This window comes from Streptomyces hokutonensis, assembly GCF_042751305.1.
Taxonomy (GTDB): domain Bacteria; phylum Actinomycetota; class Actinomycetes; order Streptomycetales; family Streptomycetaceae; genus Streptomyces; species Streptomyces hokutonensis_A.
Map to the genome: position 1 here is coordinate 39,546 of NZ_JBHYWD010000032.1, position 16,148 is coordinate 55,693.

A 16,148-nucleotide genomic window follows, 5' to 3' on the forward strand; every position below is an offset into this window, starting at 1 on the left:
CCACCCCACCACCCCCACCCAAACCAACACCCCCCCCCCCCCCCCCCACCCACCCCCCCCCCCCCCCCCCGCCCCCCCCCCCCCCGCCCCCCGGGGAACTGCGCGACCAGCCACGACGGCGGGTCAGCCAAAAAACGGTGTTACGCGTCCTTGGCCTCGTCGTCGGCCTCAACCTCAGCCGGCTTGGCGTCCTCGACGACCTCAACCGGAGCCGCAGCCTCGGCATCCTTCGCCGCACGCTTCGTCGCCGCCTCGGCCTCACCCGTCGCAGCCTGTGCAACAGTCAGCGCCTCGACCAGCTCGATGACAGCCATGGGCGCGTTGTCGCCACGACGGTTACCGATCTTGGTGATACGGGTGTAGCCACCGGGACGGTTCTCGTAGCGCGGGCCGATCTCGGTGAAGAGCGTGTGGACGACGCTCTTGTCCGTGATCACCTGGAGCACCTGACGGCGGTTGTGAAGGTCGCCCTTCTTCGCCTTGGTGACCAGACGCTCGGCGTACGGCCGCAGCTTGCGGGCCTTCGCCTCGGTGGTGGTGATACGGCCGTGCTCGAAGAGCGACTTCGCGAGGTTCGCGATGAGCAGCTTCTCGTGCGCGGCACTGCCGCCCAGACGGGCACCCTTGGTGGGCTTCGGCATTTCTTTCTCCTTGGTATCTGCCCCGGCCGTATGAGGTACCGGAGTCAGGACCCGGTGAGCGGACGCTCACCGGCAACAACCGATCAGTACTGCTCGGTCTCCACAAAACCCGCGTCCACGTCGTCGTCGGCGCCGAACGCGTCCGCCGCGGCCGTCGGGTCGAATCCGGGCGGGCTGTCCTTCAGGGCCAGGCCCATGCCGGCCAGCTTCGCCTTGACCTCGTCGATGGACTTCGCACCGAAGTTGCGGATGTCCAGGAGGTCGGCCTCGGAACGAGCCACGAGCTCACCCACGGAGTGGATGCCCTCGCGCTTGAGGCAGTTGTAGGAGCGGACGGTGAGTTCCAGCTCCTCGATCGGCAGGGCGAGGTCGGCGGCCAGGGCGGCGTCCGTGGGGGACGGGCCCATGTCGATGCCCTCGGCGTCGATGTTCAGCTCGCGGGCGAGACCGAACAGCTCCACCAGGGTCTTGCCGGCCGACGCCATCGCGTCACGGGGACGCATCGCCTGCTTGGTCTCGACGTCGACGATCAGCTTGTCGAAGTCGGTGCGCTGCTCGACACGCGTCGCCTCGACCTTGTACGTGACCTTCAGCACCGGCGAGTAGATCGAGTCGACCGGAATACGGCCGATCTCCTGACCCACCTGCTTGTTCTGCACCGCCGAGACGTAGCCGCGGCCACGCTCGACCGTGAGCTCCATCTCCAGCTTGCCCTTGCCGTTCAGCGTGGCGAGGACGAGGTCGGGGTTGTGCACCTCGACACCGGCCGGGGGCGCGATGTCGGCGGCGGTGACCAGACCCGGACCCTGCTTGCGCAGGTACATCACGACCGGCTCGTCGTGCTCACTGCTCACGACCAGCTGCTTGATGTTGAGGATCAGGTCGGTGACGTCCTCCTTGACGCCCGGCACGGTGGTGAACTCGTGCAGAACGCCGTCGATCCGGATGCTGGTGACAGCGGCTCCGGGGATCGAGGAGAGGAGCGTACGACGGAGGGAGTTGCCGAGGGTGTAGCCGAAGCCGGGCTCCAGCGGCTCGATCACGAACCGGGAACGGAACTCGTCAACGACCTCTTCGGTCAGAGACGGACGCTGAGCGATCAGCATGAGGTGATTCCTTCAGTCATGGACACCCACTATTTGATGTCCTGCTGTTACCACAAGGGTACGGGCGATACGGCACCGAAGTGCCGTACCGCCCGAATCCTCAAGACAACCGTGCGTCAGACGCGGCGGCGCTTCGGCGGACGGCAGCCGTTGTGCGGGGTGGGGGTGACGTCCTGGATGGAGCCGACCTCAAGACCGGTGGCCTGGAGGGAGCGGATCGCGGTCTCGCGACCGGAGCCCGGGCCCTTCACGAAGACGTCGACCTTGCGCATGCCGTGCTCCTGCGCGCGACGGGCGGCCGACTCGGCGGCCATCTGCGCGGCGAAGGGGGTGGACTTGCGCGAGCCCTTGAAGCCGACGTGGCCGGCGGAGGCCCAGGAGATCACGTTGCCCGAGGGGTCCGTGATCGAGACGATCGTGTTGTTGAACGTGCTCTTGATGTGCGCGTGGCCGTGAGCGACGTTCTTCTTTTCCTTGCGGCGCACCTTCTTGGCAGCGCCCTGACGACCCTTGGGGGGCATCTATTACTCCTACGGGGAGGTGGTCGGTCCTACAGCGAAGACCGCTGGTGAAGCGTTGTCCGCTGTGGACTACTTCTTGCCCGGCTTCTTCTTGCCGGCGATGGCGCGACGCGGACCCTTGCGGGTACGAGCGTTCGTGCTGGTGCGCTGACCGCGAACGGGCAGACCACGACGGTGACGGAGACCCTGGTAGCAGCCGATCTCCACCTTGCGGCGGATGTCGGCCTGGATCTCGCGACGGAGGTCACCCTCGGTCTTGATGTTGGCGTCGACGTACTCACGAATCGCGACGAGCTGCTCTTCCGAGAGGTCGCGAACGCGGGTGTTGGGGTCGATGCCGGTCTCGGCCAGCGTCAGCTGGGAAAGGGTCCGACCAATGCCGAACACGTAGGTGAGGGCGACCTCCACGCGCTTTTCGCGCGGGATGTCGACACCGGAAACGCGTGCCATTCAATGGCTCCAGTTGATCTTCGGAGGTCTTCCGCAGAACCGGATCCCAGCCGCCGGCCTCTTCGTTCGAAGATTTGGTACGGCGTGGGTCCCCAGCCTCCGAGCCGGGGGTGTCGGACGCCTACTACGCCCGGGTCCTGCGTATGAACATGTACTGCTCGCGTCGCGCGAATCTCTGCGAAAAGATGCAGAGGGAAGGTCGTGCGTCAGCCCTGGCGCTGCTTGTGGCGCGGGTTCTCGCAGATGACCATGACCCGACCGTGACGGCGGATCACCCTGCACTTGTCGCAGATCTTCTTGACGCTCGGCTTGACCTTCATTGGTGAGGTTCTCCGGGTCAGTTGCCTGCGGCGCCGCTTGCGCGGAACCTGGGCAAGATCTACTTGTAGCGGTAGACGATCCGGCCACGCGTCAGGTCGTACGGAGACAGCTCCACCACGACCCGGTCGTCAGGGAGGATGCGGATGTAGTGCATACGCATCTTGCCGCTGATGTGTGCCAGGACCTGGTGGCCGTTCTGGAGCTCCACCTTGAACATGGCGTTCGGGAGAGACTCGACGACAGTGCCTTCGATCTCGATGGCACCTTGCTTCTTGGCCACGCTTCGCCCTTCGAATCGACTACCTTGATCGACTCACGAGCGTTCCCCTTGCGGGGTGCATGCGGACATGCGGGTGCACGAGAGCCGACGAGTCAGTCTACGTCAGGGCCCTCGGAAAGACGAATCGATGGAGGATGCCCCGGGCTGGAGATCATTAAGCACGCGGGGCTTTTTTGGCGCCCTCGCGGAAGGCGCCCCAAAGGGGCGCGGGGCTGCGACATTTGCGGCTCCGCCGCGCGGGCGCGACCAGCCCCCACCGGGCCCGCGGACAAACAACTACGCAACGGGATCCGGCGCAGCCGTGATCCCGTACTCGGCCAACTTCGCCTTACCCCCGTCGGGAGCCGTAAGCACCAGCGGCCCCTCCTCGGTCAAAGCAACCGAGTGCTCCCAGTGAGACGACCACGTCCCGTCGGTCGTGATCACCGTCCAGTCGTCCGAGAGAACCTCGGTCTTCGGCGTACCGAGCGACACCATCGGCTCGATCGCCAGGCAGAACCCGGGAATCAGCTTCGGCCCCTTGCCCCGCCGCTTCTCCACGTAGTTCAGCAGATGCGGATCCATGTGCATCTCGGTGCCGATGCCGTGACCACCGTAGTCCTCGACGATCCCGTACTTGCCGCCACCCGGCTTCGGCTGCCGTCGGATGTACGTCTCGATGGCTCGGGAGATGTCGACGAGCCGGTTGCCGAGCTTCATCGCGGCGATGCCGGCCCACATCGACTCCTCGGTCACCCGGGAGAGCTCGATGAGTTCCGGGGAGTGCCCGGAGCCGACGAACGCGGTGTACGCCGCGTCGCCGTGCCAGCCGTCGATGATCGCGCCGCAGTCGATGGAGATGATGTCGCCGTCCTTGAGCACGACCTCGTCGGAGGGGATGCCGTGGACGACGACCTCGTTCACCGAGGTGCAGATGGTGGCCGGGAAGCCGCCGTAGCCGAGGAAGTTGGGCTTCGCGTTGTGGTCGGCGAGGACCTTGCGGGCGACCTCGTCCAGATCCTTCGTGCTCGCGCCGGGTACGGCCGCTTCACGCGTGGCCGCGTGGATCGCGGCGACGACCAGCCCCGCCTCGCGCATCTTGGCGATCTGCTCGGGGGTCTTGATCTGCACCATGGGGGCCTGCGCTCTCCGTCTTCCGCGTCACATGGGATTTTGGCTGTACACAACAGTACGGCCGCGACGCCCCTGAGGGCACCGCGGCCGGAACTGGTGGGCGACTACTTGTCGTCGTCGCGCTTCAGCGCGTCCAGCGCGCGCTGGGTGATCTCGTCCACCGGGCCGAGCGAGGAGATCGTGACCACCAGGCCCTGGGCCTTGTAGTAGTCGATGATCGGCTCGGTCTGGGTGTGGTAGACCTCCAGCCGGGTGCGGACCGTGTCCTCGGAGTCGTCGTCGCGCTGGTACAGCTCGCCGCCGCAGGTGTCACAGACACCGTCCTGCTTGGGCGGGCTGTACGTCACGTGGAAGACGTGGCTGGAGTCCTTCCGGCAGATGCGGCGGCCGGCGATGCGCTTGACCACCTCTTCCTCGGAGACCTCCAGGTCCAGCACCGCGTCCAGCTTGATGCCCTCGGTCTTCAGCAGTTCGTCCAGCGCCTCGGCCTGCGACACATTGCGCGGGAAACCGTCGAGGAGGAAGCCGTTCACAGCGTCCGGCTGCTCCATGCGGTCCTTGGCCATCGCGATGGTGACCTCGTCCGGGACCAGGTTGCCCGCGTCCATGTAGGACTTCGCCAGTTTGCCGAGTTCCGTGGCCTGACTGATGTTGGCACGGAAGAGATCGCCGGTGGAGATGTGCGGGATGTGCAGCGTCTTGGCCAGTCGCACAGCCTGCGTTCCCTTACCGGCGCCCGGCGGCCCGACGAGGACGATTCGCATCAGCGGAGGAACCCTTCGTAATTGCGCTGCTGGAGCTGGCTCTCGATCTGCTTCACCGTCTCGAGACCGACACCCACGATGATGAGGATGCTGGTCCCGCCGAACGGGAAGTTGCCGCTTGCGTTGAAACCGACCAACGCCATCGTCGGTACGAGAGCGATCAGACCCAGATACAGCGAACCCGGCCAGGTGATCCGGTTGAGTACGTAGCTCAGGTACTCAGCGGTGGGCCGGCCAGCCCGGATGCCCGGGATGAAGCCACCATACTTCTTCATGTTGTCGGCGACTTCCTCGGGGTTGAACGAGATCGCCACGTAGAAGAACGCGAAGAAAACGATCAGGAGGAAGTAACTGACCAGGTAGATCGGGTGGTCACCCTTGGTCAGGTTCTGTGTCACCCAGGTCTTCCAGGCGGAGTCGCCGCTGGAGAACTGCGCGACCAGAGCCGGGATGTAGAGCAGCGAGGACGCGAAGATGACGGGAATCACACCCGCCTGATTGACCTTCAGCGGGATGTAGGTCGACGTACCGCCGTAGGAACGGCGGCCGATCATGCGCTTCGCGTACTGGACGGGGATGCGGCGCTGGGCCTGTTCGACGAAGACCACCAGGCCGACCATGACCAGGCCGACGAGGATGACGGTGCCGAACTCGATCCAGCCGTCTGCCAGCGTGCCCTGCTTCTTGATGGCCCACAGCGCGGACGGGAAGGTGGCCGCGATCGAGATGAACATCAGGATCGACATGCCGTTGCCGATGCCGCGGTCGGTGATGAGCTCACCGAGCCACATCACGACGCCGGTGCCGGCGGTCATGGTGACGACCATGGTGATGGTCGTGAAGATGGCACGGTCCGGGACGATGCTCGTCGCGACCGTGCAGCCGGAGAAGAGGGCGCCGCTGCGTGCGGTGGCCACCAGGCCGGTGCCCTGAAGGATGGCGAGCGCCACGGTCAGATAGCGCGTGTACTGCGTGATCTTCGCCGTACCGGCCTGGCCCTCCTTCTTGAGGGCCTCCAGACGCGGGATCACCACGGTCAGCAGCTGCAGAATGATGCTCGCCGTGATGTACGGCATGATGCCGAGCGCGAAGACCGTGATCTGCAGCAGCGCACCGCCGGAGAACATGTTGACCAGCCCGAAGAGGCCCTGGTTGCCGGAGGCCTCGGTCACACACTGCTGTACGGCCGTGTAGTTGACGCCGGGGATCGGAACGTGGGTACCGACCCGGTAGACCACGATGATGCCGAGCGTGAAGAGCAGCTTCTTGCGCAGGTCGGGCGTCCTGAACGCCCGGGCGAACGCGGTGAGCACGGTGCCTCCTGCGACCCCCGCGCGCGTGCGTCAAGGGTGACGGTCTTGAGGTTCGACGAATAAGAACAGTGCAGGCCACCTTACCGGCGACTCTGCCCCCGTGGAACGACCAACCGGGGATACCCCGTTATGGGGTATCCCCGGTCGGGATCGCTTATGTCATCGCGCTCAGACGAGCTCGGTGACGGTACCGCCCGCGGCGGTGATCTTCTCCTTGGCGGAACCGGAGACGGCGTCCACCGTCACCTGCAGCGCCACGGAGATCTCGCCCTGGCCGAGGACCTTGACGAGGCTGTTCTTGCGCACCGCACCGTTGGCGACGAGACCCTCTACGGTGACCTCGCCACCTTCCGGGTACAGGGACGCCAGCTTGTCGAGGTTCACGACCTGGTACTCGGTCTTGAACGGGTTGCGGAAGCCCTTGAGCTTCGGAAGACGCATGTGGAGGGGCATCTGGCCACCCTCGAAGCGCTCCGGAACCTGGTAACGGGCCTTCGTACCCTTGGTTCCACGACCGGCCGTCTTACCCTTCGACGCCTCACCACGACCCACACGGGTCTTGGCGGTCTTGGCGCCCGGGGCGGGACGGAGGTTGTGGATCTTGAGCGGGTTGTTCTCCGCCATGATCAGTCGACCTCCTCAACCGTCACGAGGTGGCGGACGGTGTGCACCATTCCGCGGAACTCGGGGCGGTCCTCCTTGACGACCACGGTGTTGATCCCCTTGAGACCAAGCGACCGCAGCGTGTCACGGTGGTTCTGCTTGCTGCCGATGTACGACTTCGTCTGCGTGACCTTGAGGCGAGCCATTACGCACCCGCCCCGGCACGTGCACGAAGGAGAGCCGCGGGGGCGACGTCCTCGAGGGGCAGACCGCGGCGGGCCGCGATCTCCTCGGGACGCTGCAGGCCCTTGAGGGCCGCCACGGTCGCGTGCACGATGTTGATCGCGTTGGACGAGCCGAGCGACTTCGACAGGATGTCGTGCACGCCGGCGCACTCCAGGACGGCTCGCACCGGGCCACCGGCGATAACGCCGGTACCGGGGGAAGCAGGCTTGAGCAGGACGACGCCCGCGGCCTTCTCGCCCGTGATCGGGTGCGGGATGGTGCCCTGGATACGGGGGACCTTGAAGAAGTGCTTCTTGGCCTCTTCAACACCCTTGGCGATCGCGGCCGGCACCTCCTTGGCCTTGCCGTAACCGACACCGACGGTGCCGTCACCGTCGCCCACCACGACGAGCGCGGTGAAGCTGAAGCGACGACCACCCTTGACAACCTTGGCGACGCGGTTGATCGCGACTACGCGCTCAACGTACGCGGTCTTCTCGGCGGCAGCAGCGCCGCCGTCACGGCCCTTCCGGTCCCGCCGCTCGCCGCCACCGGCACCGCTTCCACGGCGCTGGGGTCCAGCCATTGGATTACCTCTCTCTTTCCGCTAGCTACGGAAGCGACTAGAACTTCAGTCCGGCTTCGCGGGCGGCGTCCGCCAGGGCGGCGATGCGCCCCGCGTACTGATTGCCACCGCGGTCGAATACGACAGCCTCGACACCGGCGGCCTTGGCGCGCTCGGCGACCAGGGCGCCGACCGACTTGGCCTGCGCGGACTTGTCGCTCTCGCCGCCGCGGATCGAGGTGTCCAGGGTCGACGCCGACGCCAGGGTGTGACCCTTGATGTCGTCGATGACCTGGGCCACGATGTGGCGGTTGGAGCGGGTCACGACCAGGCGCGGACGCTCAGCCGTACCGGAAATGTGCTTCCGGATGCGGATGTGACGACGCTTGATGGCAGCACGCTTGTAAGCGTCGCCCTTAGCGATCTTCGTACCGTATGCCATGGCTTACTTACCCGCCTTTCCGACCTTGCGCCGGATGACTTCGCCCTCGTACTTGACGCCCTTGGCCTTGTACGGGTCGGGCTTGCGCAGCTTGCGGATGTTGGCCGCAACCTCGCCGACCTTCTGCTTGTCGATGCCCTCGACCGAGAAGTGCGTCGGGTTCTCGACCTTGAACGAGATGCCCTCGGGCGCCTCGACGGTGATCGAGTGGCTGTAGCCGAGCGCGAACTCGAGGTTCGATCCCTTGGCCGCAACGCGGTAACCGACACCGCTGATCTCGAGCTTCTTCACGTAACCCTCGGTCACGCCGGTGATCATGTTCGCCACCAGCGTGCGGGACAGGCCGTGCAGGGCCTTGTTCTGACGCTCGTCGTTGGGGCGGGTGACGTTGAGAACGCCGTCCTCACCCTTGGCGATGTCGATCGGCGAAGCGACGGTGTGGGTCAGGGTGCCCTTGGGGCCCTTGACCGAGACCGTACGGCCGTCGATGGTGACGTCCACGCCGGCGGGAACCGTGATGGGGAGCTTGCCAATACGCGACATAGCTTCTTCCGATTCCTTTCCGCTACCAGACGTAGGCGAGAACTTCTCCGCCTACGCCCTTCTTGCCGGCCTGCTTGTCGGTGAGGAGACCGTGCGACGTGGAGATGATCGCCACGCCGAGGCCACCGAGCACCTTGGGCAGGGAGGTGGACTTCGCGTAAACCCGGAGACCGGGCTTGGAGATCCGCTTGATGCCCGCGATGGAGCGCTCACGGTTCGGGCCGAACTTCAGCTCGAGGACGAGGTTCTTGCCGACCTCGGCGTCCTCGACCTTCCAGCCCGTGATGAAGCCCTCCTGCTGGAGGATCTCCGCGATGTGAGACTTGATCTTGGACGCCGGCATCGTCACGGAGTCGTGGTATGCCGAGTTCGCGTTCCGCAGACGCGTAAGCATGTCTGCGATCGGATCAGTCATGGTCATGAATTGGCCTTCGGCCTCTCTCGCCGGGGTTTCCAGGTGCCCATCCCTCTCCTCGATCCGAGACGAGGCGGGTGCGGTGCGGTGGACCTACGGCGTAGTAAGTCGTATGGGCGGCAATCAGGCGCCCAACCCCCCTAGCCTAAGCCATGGAGGGGTGGGCACCTGACCGTGCCCTTTGCTTACCGAGAGCTTCGGGAGTCCGGAAGTACCGGACTACCAGGAGCTCTTGGTCACGCCCGGCAGCTCGCCACGGTGAGCCATCTCACGAAGGCACACGCGGCAGAGGCCGAACTTGCGGTACACGGAGTGCGGGCGGCCGCAGCGCTGGCAGCGGGTGTAGCCACGCACACCGAACTTGGGCTTACGAGCAGCCTTGGCAATCAGAGCCTTCTTCGCCATCTCGCTTACGCCTCCTTGAAGGGGAAGCCGAGGTGACGGAGAAGGGCACGGCCTTCGGCGTCGTTGGTCGCCGTGGTCACCACGGTGATGTCCATACCCCGGACGCGGTCGATCTTGTCCTGGTCGATCTCGTGGAACATGACCTGCTCGGTGAGACCGAAGGTGTAGTTGCCACGACCGTCGAACTGCTTGGGAGACAGACCACGGAAGTCGCGGATGCGCGGAAGCGCGAGCGACAGGGTGCGGTCCAGGAACTCCCACATGCGGTCGCCACGGAGCGTGACGTGGGCACCGATCGGCTGACCCTCGCGCAGCTTGAACTGCGCGATGGACTTGCGGGCCTTGGTGATGGCCGGCTTCTGACCGGTGATCGTGGTCAGGTCACGGACGGCACCGTCCATGAGCTTGGAGTCACGGGCGGCGTCGCCGACACCCATGTTCACCACGATCTTGACGAGGCCGGGGATCTGCATGACGTTCTCGTACTTGAACTCGTCACGCAGCTTGCCCGCGATCTCCTCGCGGTACTTCGTCTTGAGACGCGGAGTGGTGGTGGTAGTCATCAGATGTCCTCACCCGTCCGCTTGGCAACGCGAACCTTGTTGCCCTCGTCGTCGAAGCGGTAGCCGACACGCGTGACGACCTTGTTGCCGTCCTTCTCAACGACCAGCTGGACGTTGGAGACGTGGATCGGCGCCTCGGTCGTGACGATGCCACCGGCCTGCGAACCCTTGGCGGTGGGGCCGGCCTTGGTGTGCTTCTTGACCCGGTTGACACCCTCGACCAGGACGCGCTCGTCGCGCGGGTAAGCGGCAATGACCTTGCCCTGCTTGCCCTTGTCCTTGCCGGTGATGACCTGAACCGTGTCACCCTTCTTGATCTTCATGCTTACAGCACCTCCGGAGCCAGCGAGATGATCTTCATGAACTTCTTCTCGCGCAGCTCGCGCCCGACCGGGCCGAAGATGCGGGTACCACGAGGGTCGCCGTCGTTCTTCAGAATGACGGCGGCGTTCTCGTCGAAGCGGATGTACGAGCCGTCCGGACGGCGGCGCTCCTTGACGGTGCGAACGATGACGGCCTTGACGACGTCACCCTTCTTCACGTTGCCACCGGGGATCGCGTCCTTGACGGTGGCGACGATGACGTCACCGATGCCCGCGTAGCGGCGACCGGAGCCACCGAGCACACGGATGCAAAGGATTTCCTTCGCACCAGTGTTGTCGGCGACGCGCAGTCGCGACTCCTGCTGGATCACGTCTATCTCCTGATCGTCTGCCGGTTCCCCAACAGGGCTGAGTAATCAGCCCTGTTGGAGCCTGGCGGAACTGTCCTGCGGAATTTTGCCCGCAGGAATTACTTGGCCTTCTCGAGGATCTCGACGATGCGCCAGCGCTTCGTCGCGGACAGCGGACGCGTCTCCATGAGGAGGACGCGGTCGCCGACGCCTGCGGCGTTCTGCTCGTCGTGGGCCTTGAGCTTGTTCGTACGGCGGATGACCTTGCCGTACAGCGCGTGCTTCACGCGGTCCTCGACGGCGACGACGACGGTCTTGTCCATCTTGTCGCTGACGACGAGACCCTCACGGGTCTTGCGGAAGCCGCGGGAAGCGGTCTGCTCTTCAGTCACGTTGCTCTCGCTCATCAGGCGCTCTCCACCGTCTCGATGCCCAGCTCGCGCTCACGCATCAGGGTGTAGATCCGCGCGATGTCCTTCCGGACGGCCTTCAGCCGACCGTGGTTCTCGAGCTGACCGGTCGCCGCCTGGAAGCGGAGGTTGAACAGCTCTTCCTTGGCTTCGCGGAGCTTCGCGAGAAGCTCCTCGTCACCCAGTTCGCGCAGCTCGGACGCCTTGGTACCGGCCGACATCACGCTTCACCTGCCTCGCGCTTGACGATCCGGCACTTCATCGGCAGCTTGTGGGCTGCGCGAGTGAGGGCCTCACGGGCGATCTTCTCGTTGGGGTAGGACAGCTCGAACATGACCCGGCCCGGGTGCACGTTCGCGATCCACCACTCGGGAGAACCCTTACCGGAACCCATGCGGGTCTCGGCAGGCTTCTTCGTGAGCGGGCGGTCCGGGTAGATGTTGATCCAGACCTTGCCGCCACGCTTGATGTGGCGGGTCATCGCGATACGGGCGGCCTCGATCTGGCGGTTCGTCACGTACGCCGGCGTGAGGGCCTGAATGCCGTACTCGCCGAACGAAACCTGCGTACCGCCCTTGGCCTGACCACGACGCTTGGGGTGGTGCTGCTTGCGGTGCTTGACCCTACGGGGGATCAGCATTTCGGTCAGGCCTCCGTTCCGGTGCTCTCAGCCGGAGCGGCAGCGGCGGCGGGAGCGTCGGCCTTGGGGGCCTCGGCAGCCGGCGCGGACTGCTGCTGCGGCTTGCGGCCGCGGCCGCCACGCTCGCCACCGCGGCCACCGCCACGGGCCGGGCGGTCGCCGCCCGGGCCACCACCGCGGGCCGGGCGGTTACCCGCACGGGCAGCGGCGTTCTCGGCGCGGACCTCGGCGATGTTCTTGACGTCGCCCTTGTAGATCCAGACCTTCACACCGATACGGCCGAAGGTCGTCTTGGCCTCGAAGAAGCCGTAGTCGACGTTCGCGCGGAGCGTGTGCAGGGGCACACGGCCCTCGCGGTAGAACTCCGAGCGGGACATCTCGGCGCCGCCGAGGCGGCCACCGCACTGGATCTTGATGCCCTTGGCGCCGGCCTTCATCGCCGACTGCATGCTCTTGCGCATGGCACGGCGGAAGGAGACGCGGGAGGACAGCTGCTCGGCGACGGCCTGGGCCACCAGCTGAGCGTCCGTCTCCGGGTTCTTGACCTCGAGGATGTTCAGCTGGACCTGCTTGCCGGTCAGCTTCTCCAGGTCACCGCGGATGCGGTCGGCCTCGGCGCCGCGGCGGCCGATGACGATGCCCGGGCGAGCGGTGTGAATGTCCACACGCACGCGGTCACGGGTGCGCTCGATCTCAACCTTCGAGATGCCGGCGCGCTCCATGCCGGACGTCATCATCCGACGGATGGCGACGTCTTCCTTGACGTAGTCCTTGTACAGCTTGTCGGCGTACCACCGGGACTTGAAGTCCGTGGTGATGCCGAGCCGGAACCCGTGCGGGTTAACCTTCTGGCCCATTACCGGGTTCCTTCCTTGCTGCTGACGACCACGGTGATGTGGCTGGTCCGCTTGCGGATCCGGTAGGCGCGGCCCTGGGCACGCGGACGGAACCGCTTCAGGGTCGGGCCCTCGTCGACGTAGGCCTCGGAAATGAAGAGGCTGTCGGCGTCGGTGTGGTCGTAGTTGTGCGCGGCGTTGGCAATGGCGCTGTCCAGCACCTTGCCGACCGGCACGCTCGCGGCCTGCGGGGCGAAACGCAGGACCGCCTGAGCCTCCGTGGCGTCCATGCCACGGATGAGGTCCACCACGCGGCGGGCCTTCATGGGCGTGACGCGGATGTACCGCGCCTGGGCCCTGGCTTCCATGGTTGTCCCTTCAGTGTTTGTCATGGTCGTTCACCCCGCGCTAGCGGCGCTTCGACTTCCGGTCGTCCTTGACGTGACCCCGGAAGGTGCGCGTCGGCGAGAACTCGCCGAGCTTGTGGCCGACCATCGACTCGGTGACAAACACCGGGATGTGGGTCTTGCCGTTGTGCACCGCGATCGTGTGGCCGAGCATGGCCGGGACGATCATCGAGCGGCGGGACCAGGTCTTGATGACGTTCTTGGAACCGGCTTCGTTCTGGGCGTCCACCTTCTTGATGAGGTGTCCGTCGACGAAGGGCCCCTTCTTGAGACTGCGCGGCATCTAAACCCGCTCCTAGCGCTTCTTGTTCGTCTTGCGGCGGCGGACGATGTACTTGTTCGAAGCCTTCTTCGGCGAACGAGTACGACCCTCCTTCTGACCCCACGGGCTGACCGGGTGGCGACCACCGGAGGTCTTGCCCTCACCACCACCGTGCGGGTGGTCGACCGGGTTCATCGCCACACCGCGGACGGTCGGGCGGACGCCCAGCCAGCGCTTGCGGCCGGCCTTGCCCCAGTTGATGTTGCTCTGCTCGGCGTTGCCGACCTCGCCGACCGTGGCGCGGCAGCGCTGGTCGACCAGGCGGATCTCACCGGAGGGCATACGAAGGTGGGCCATGGTGCCCTCCTTCGCCAGCAGCTGCACGGAGGCACCGGCGGAGCGGGCGAACTTGGCGCCGCCACCGGGACGGAGCTCGATCGCGTGGATCGTGGTACCGACCGGGATGTTGCGGAGCGCCAGGTTGTTGCCCGGCTTGATGTCGGCCCCGGGACCGTTCTCCACCCGGTCGCCCTGCTGCAGGTTGCGCGGGGCGAGGATGTAGCGCTTCTCGCCGTCCGCGTAGTGCAGCAGCGCGATGCGCGCGGTGCGGTTGGGGTCGTACTCGATGTGCGCGACCTTCGCCGGCACGCCGTCCTTGTCGTGACGACGGAAGTCGATCACTCGGTAGGCGCGCTTGTGTCCGCCACCCTGGTGGCGAACGGTCACACGACCGGCGTTGTTACGGCCGCCCTTGCTGTGCAGCGGGCGGACCAGCGACTTCTCCGGCGTGGACCGCGTGACCTCGACGAAGTCGGCGACGCTGGAGCCACGACGGCCCGGCGTAGTCGGCTTGTACTTGCGGATTCCCATTTCTCAGTCCTCGTCCGATATCGGACGATCCGACCCGCTTACGCGGCCGGACCGCCGAAGATGTCGATACGGTCGCCCTCAGCGAGGGTCACGATCGCGCGCTTGGAGCCCGCGCGCTGACCGAAACCGGTCTTGGTGCGCTTGCGCTTGCCCTGGCGGTTGATCGTGTTGACCCCGGTGACCTTGACCGAGAAGACCGCCTGGACGGCCTGCTTGATCTGGGTCTTGTTGGCGCCCGGGGCCACGATGAAGGTGTACTTGCCCTCGTCGAGGAGCGCGTAGCTCTTCTCCGAGACGACCGGCTTCAGCAGCACGTCACGGGGGTCCGTGTACGACTTGCTGATCGGCGTCTCGACGGTGTTCTTGCCTTCGGCCTCGTGGCGCTTCGCCTTGGCGACGCGCGCGGCCTTGGCGGCCTTGGCCGCCTTGGAGGCGATGCTCGGGTGACGCGTAGCCATCAGGCTTCGCTCCCTTCGGTGTCAGCGGCCTGGGGGCCAGACACGAAGGACTCGAAAGCGGCCTGGGTGAAGACCACGTCGTCCGAGACGAGAACGTCGTACGTGTTCAGCTGGCCCGGCTCCAGGATGTGGACCTGGGGCAGGTTGCGCGCGGAAAGCAGCGCGGCCTCGTCGGAGCGCTCGATGACCAGGAGCACGTTCTTGCGCTCGCTGACCTTGCCGAGGAAGCTCTTGGCGGCCTTGGTGGAGGGGGTCTCGCCCTCGATCACGCCGGTGATGACGTGGATGCGAGCGTTGCGGGCCCGGTCGGTGAGGGCGTGGCGCAGGGCCGCGGCCTTCATCTTCTTCGGGGTCCGCTGCGAGTAGTCGCGCGGCGTGGGGCCGTGGACGACGCCACCGCCGGCGAACTGCGGGGCGCGGGTCGAACCCTGACGGGCGCGGCCGGTGCCCTTCTGGCGGTACGGCTTCTTGCCGCCACCGCGGACCTCGCCACGACGCTTGACCTTGTGCGTGCCCTGACGGGCGGCGGCCAGCTGTGCGACGACGACCTGGTGAAGCAGCGGGATGCTGATCTTCTCTACGTCGAAGATCTCGGCCGGGAGCTCTACGGTCCCGGCGGTGTCGCCGGAGGGCGACAGAATGTCAATGGTGCTCATAGTCCTCAGGCCCCCTTGGCCGCGGTGCGGACCAGGACGAGGCCGCCGTTCGGACCAGGAACCGCGCCCTTGATGAGGAGCAGGCCCTTCTCCGCGTCAACGGCGTGAACGGTCAGGTTCTGGGTGGTGACCCGCTCGTTGCCCATACGACCCGCCATGCGGAGGCCCTTGAACACACGACCCGGGGTGGCGCAGCCACCGATGGAGCCGGGAGAGCGGTGCTTGCGCTGGGTGCCGTGTCCGGCGCCGAGGCCCTTGAAGTTGTGACGCTTCATGACACCGGCGAAGCCCTTGCCCTTGCTCTTGCCGGTCACGTCCACCTTGACGCCGGCCTCGAAGGTCGCGGCGGTGATCTCCTGGCCGAGGGTGTACTCGCTGGCGTCAGCGGTACGGATCTCGACGAGGTGACGACGGGGCGTGACATCGGCCTTGGCGAAGTGGCCCTTGAGGGGCTTGTTCACCTTGCGCGGGTCGATCTCGCCGAAGGCGATCTGGACCGACTCGTAGCCGTCACTGTCGTTCGTACGGACCTGGGTCACGACGTTGGGCCCGGCCTTGACGACGGTGACCGGAACAACACGGTTGTTCTCGTCCCACACCTGCGTCATGCCGAGCTTCTCGCCCAGGATGCCCTTGATCTGCTTAGCCATCTTCAGCTCACCGACC

The 16,148-nt window shown here is 65.9% G+C and carries 29 protein-coding genes; all 29 read right to left on the bottom strand.

The window, feature by feature from the left end; genetic code table 11:
* Positions 1 to 140: 140 nt before the first annotated feature.
* On the bottom strand, positions 141 to 641 hold the full coding sequence (gene rplQ / locus ACFXC1_RS46275; RefSeq protein ID WP_381255120.1) for a 50S ribosomal protein L17: 501 nt from the start codon (positions 639 to 641) through the stop codon (positions 141 to 143).
* A gap of 83 nt (positions 642 to 724) precedes the next feature.
* Positions 725 to 1,747 (bottom strand): DNA-directed RNA polymerase subunit alpha, encoded by a 1,023-nt coding sequence (locus ACFXC1_RS46280; RefSeq protein ID WP_019055532.1) that lies wholly within the window; start codon positions 1,745 to 1,747, stop codon positions 725 to 727.
* Between the two features lie 116 nt (positions 1,748 to 1,863).
* Positions 1,864 to 2,268, bottom strand: coding sequence for a 30S ribosomal protein S11 (gene rpsK / locus ACFXC1_RS46285; RefSeq protein ID WP_003956432.1), 405 nt, complete (start codon positions 2,266 to 2,268; stop codon positions 1,864 to 1,866).
* 69 nt (positions 2,269 to 2,337) lie between these two features.
* A complete protein-coding gene (rpsM, locus tag ACFXC1_RS46290) occupies positions 2,338 to 2,718 on the bottom strand; it encodes a 30S ribosomal protein S13 (protein WP_019055531.1) in 381 nt (126 codons plus the stop codon).
* A 206-nt stretch (positions 2,719 to 2,924) separates the two neighbouring features.
* On the bottom strand, positions 2,925 to 3,038 hold the full coding sequence (gene rpmJ / locus ACFXC1_RS46295; protein WP_003998809.1) for a 50S ribosomal protein L36: 114 nt from the start codon (positions 3,036 to 3,038) through the stop codon (positions 2,925 to 2,927).
* Between the two features lie 59 nt (positions 3,039 to 3,097).
* A complete protein-coding gene (gene infA, locus ACFXC1_RS46300; RefSeq protein WP_003948620.1) occupies positions 3,098 to 3,319 on the bottom strand; it encodes a translation initiation factor IF-1 in 222 nt (73 codons plus the stop codon).
* A gap of 276 nt (positions 3,320 to 3,595) precedes the next feature.
* Complete coding sequence (gene map / locus ACFXC1_RS46305; protein ID WP_381255123.1) at positions 3,596 to 4,432, bottom strand: type I methionyl aminopeptidase; 837 nt, start codon at positions 4,430 to 4,432, stop codon at positions 3,596 to 3,598.
* A 104-nt stretch (positions 4,433 to 4,536) separates the two neighbouring features.
* A complete protein-coding gene (locus ACFXC1_RS46310; RefSeq protein ID WP_026179094.1) occupies positions 4,537 to 5,196 on the bottom strand; it encodes an adenylate kinase in 660 nt (219 codons plus the stop codon).
* The gene (secY, locus tag ACFXC1_RS46315; protein WP_019072277.1) at positions 5,196 to 6,509 is read right to left on the bottom strand and encodes a preprotein translocase subunit SecY; all 1,314 of its coding nucleotides are present in this window, start codon (positions 6,507 to 6,509) and stop codon (positions 5,196 to 5,198) included. The genes ACFXC1_RS46310 and secY overlap by 1 nt, the downstream gene beginning before the upstream one ends.
* Before the next feature lie 168 nt (positions 6,510 to 6,677).
* Positions 6,678 to 7,133: a 50S ribosomal protein L15 gene (rplO, locus tag ACFXC1_RS46320; RefSeq protein ID WP_043676833.1), complete on the bottom strand. Its 456-nt coding sequence runs from the start codon at positions 7,131 to 7,133 to the stop codon at positions 6,678 to 6,680.
* Between the two features lie 2 nt (positions 7,134 to 7,135).
* Complete coding sequence (rpmD, locus tag ACFXC1_RS46325) at positions 7,136 to 7,318, bottom strand: 50S ribosomal protein L30 (RefSeq protein WP_006376032.1); 183 nt, start codon at positions 7,316 to 7,318, stop codon at positions 7,136 to 7,138.
* On the bottom strand, positions 7,318 to 7,923 hold the full coding sequence (rpsE, locus tag ACFXC1_RS46330; protein WP_006376045.1) for a 30S ribosomal protein S5: 606 nt from the start codon (positions 7,921 to 7,923) through the stop codon (positions 7,318 to 7,320). Before rpsE ends, rpmD begins: the two co-directional genes overlap by 1 nt.
* Before the next feature lie 37 nt (positions 7,924 to 7,960).
* A complete protein-coding gene (gene rplR, locus ACFXC1_RS46335; RefSeq protein ID WP_019055526.1) occupies positions 7,961 to 8,344 on the bottom strand; it encodes a 50S ribosomal protein L18 in 384 nt (127 codons plus the stop codon).
* Between the two features lie 3 nt (positions 8,345 to 8,347).
* Positions 8,348 to 8,887, bottom strand: coding sequence for a 50S ribosomal protein L6 (rplF, locus tag ACFXC1_RS46340; protein ID WP_019072279.1), 540 nt, complete (start codon positions 8,885 to 8,887; stop codon positions 8,348 to 8,350).
* A 22-nt stretch (positions 8,888 to 8,909) separates the two neighbouring features.
* On the bottom strand, positions 8,910 to 9,308 hold the full coding sequence (gene rpsH / locus ACFXC1_RS46345) for a 30S ribosomal protein S8 (RefSeq protein ID WP_013001411.1): 399 nt from the start codon (positions 9,306 to 9,308) through the stop codon (positions 8,910 to 8,912).
* Positions 9,309 to 9,521: 213 nt separating this feature from the next.
* Positions 9,522 to 9,707, bottom strand: coding sequence for a type Z 30S ribosomal protein S14 (locus tag ACFXC1_RS46350; RefSeq protein ID WP_003948630.1), 186 nt, complete (start codon positions 9,705 to 9,707; stop codon positions 9,522 to 9,524).
* 5 nt (positions 9,708 to 9,712) lie between these two features.
* On the bottom strand, positions 9,713 to 10,270 hold the full coding sequence (gene rplE, locus ACFXC1_RS46355; protein ID WP_266435027.1) for a 50S ribosomal protein L5: 558 nt from the start codon (positions 10,268 to 10,270) through the stop codon (positions 9,713 to 9,715).
* Positions 10,270 to 10,593: a 50S ribosomal protein L24 gene (gene rplX / locus ACFXC1_RS46360; protein WP_019072281.1), complete on the bottom strand. Its 324-nt coding sequence runs from the start codon at positions 10,591 to 10,593 to the stop codon at positions 10,270 to 10,272. The genes rplE and rplX overlap by 1 nt, the downstream gene beginning before the upstream one ends.
* Positions 10,594 to 10,595: 2 nt before the next feature.
* Entirely contained in the window at positions 10,596 to 10,964 is a 369-nt protein-coding gene (rplN, locus tag ACFXC1_RS46365; RefSeq protein WP_003998823.1) for a 50S ribosomal protein L14, read from the bottom strand.
* Positions 10,965 to 11,062: 98 nt separating this feature from the next.
* The gene (rpsQ, locus tag ACFXC1_RS46370) at positions 11,063 to 11,350 is read right to left on the bottom strand and encodes a 30S ribosomal protein S17 (RefSeq protein ID WP_019072282.1); all 288 of its coding nucleotides are present in this window, start codon (positions 11,348 to 11,350) and stop codon (positions 11,063 to 11,065) included.
* Entirely contained in the window at positions 11,350 to 11,574 is a 225-nt protein-coding gene (gene rpmC, locus ACFXC1_RS46375; protein WP_003998824.1) for a 50S ribosomal protein L29, read from the bottom strand. The genes rpsQ and rpmC overlap by 1 nt, the downstream gene beginning before the upstream one ends.
* Positions 11,574 to 11,993: a 50S ribosomal protein L16 gene (gene rplP / locus ACFXC1_RS46380; RefSeq protein WP_010986348.1), complete on the bottom strand. Its 420-nt coding sequence runs from the start codon at positions 11,991 to 11,993 to the stop codon at positions 11,574 to 11,576. The genes rpmC and rplP overlap by 1 nt, the downstream gene beginning before the upstream one ends.
* A gap of 5 nt (positions 11,994 to 11,998) precedes the next feature.
* A complete protein-coding gene (gene rpsC / locus ACFXC1_RS46385; protein WP_093627312.1) occupies positions 11,999 to 12,850 on the bottom strand; it encodes a 30S ribosomal protein S3 in 852 nt (283 codons plus the stop codon).
* The gene (gene rplV, locus ACFXC1_RS46390) at positions 12,850 to 13,197 is read right to left on the bottom strand and encodes a 50S ribosomal protein L22 (protein ID WP_003974262.1); all 348 of its coding nucleotides are present in this window, start codon (positions 13,195 to 13,197) and stop codon (positions 12,850 to 12,852) included. The genes rpsC and rplV overlap by 1 nt, the downstream gene beginning before the upstream one ends.
* A 40-nt stretch (positions 13,198 to 13,237) precedes the next feature.
* Positions 13,238 to 13,519, bottom strand: a complete 282-nt coding sequence (gene rpsS, locus ACFXC1_RS46395) for a 30S ribosomal protein S19 (RefSeq protein ID WP_019072284.1) — start codon at positions 13,517 to 13,519, stop codon at positions 13,238 to 13,240.
* A gap of 12 nt (positions 13,520 to 13,531) precedes the next feature.
* Positions 13,532 to 14,368 carry a 50S ribosomal protein L2 gene (gene rplB / locus ACFXC1_RS46400; RefSeq protein WP_007384068.1) on the bottom strand — a complete coding sequence of 279 codons (837 nt, stop codon included), beginning with the start codon at positions 14,366 to 14,368 and terminating at the stop codon, positions 13,532 to 13,534.
* Between the two features lie 38 nt (positions 14,369 to 14,406).
* The gene (rplW, locus tag ACFXC1_RS46405) at positions 14,407 to 14,826 is read right to left on the bottom strand and encodes a 50S ribosomal protein L23 (RefSeq protein WP_019072285.1); all 420 of its coding nucleotides are present in this window, start codon (positions 14,824 to 14,826) and stop codon (positions 14,407 to 14,409) included.
* A complete protein-coding gene (rplD, locus tag ACFXC1_RS46410; protein WP_037747970.1) occupies positions 14,826 to 15,482 on the bottom strand; it encodes a 50S ribosomal protein L4 in 657 nt (218 codons plus the stop codon). Before rplD ends, rplW begins: the two co-directional genes overlap by 1 nt.
* 5 nt (positions 15,483 to 15,487) lie before the next feature.
* The gene (rplC, locus tag ACFXC1_RS46415; RefSeq protein WP_019072287.1) at positions 15,488 to 16,132 is read right to left on the bottom strand and encodes a 50S ribosomal protein L3; all 645 of its coding nucleotides are present in this window, start codon (positions 16,130 to 16,132) and stop codon (positions 15,488 to 15,490) included.
* Positions 16,133 to 16,148: the final 16 nt, after the last annotated feature.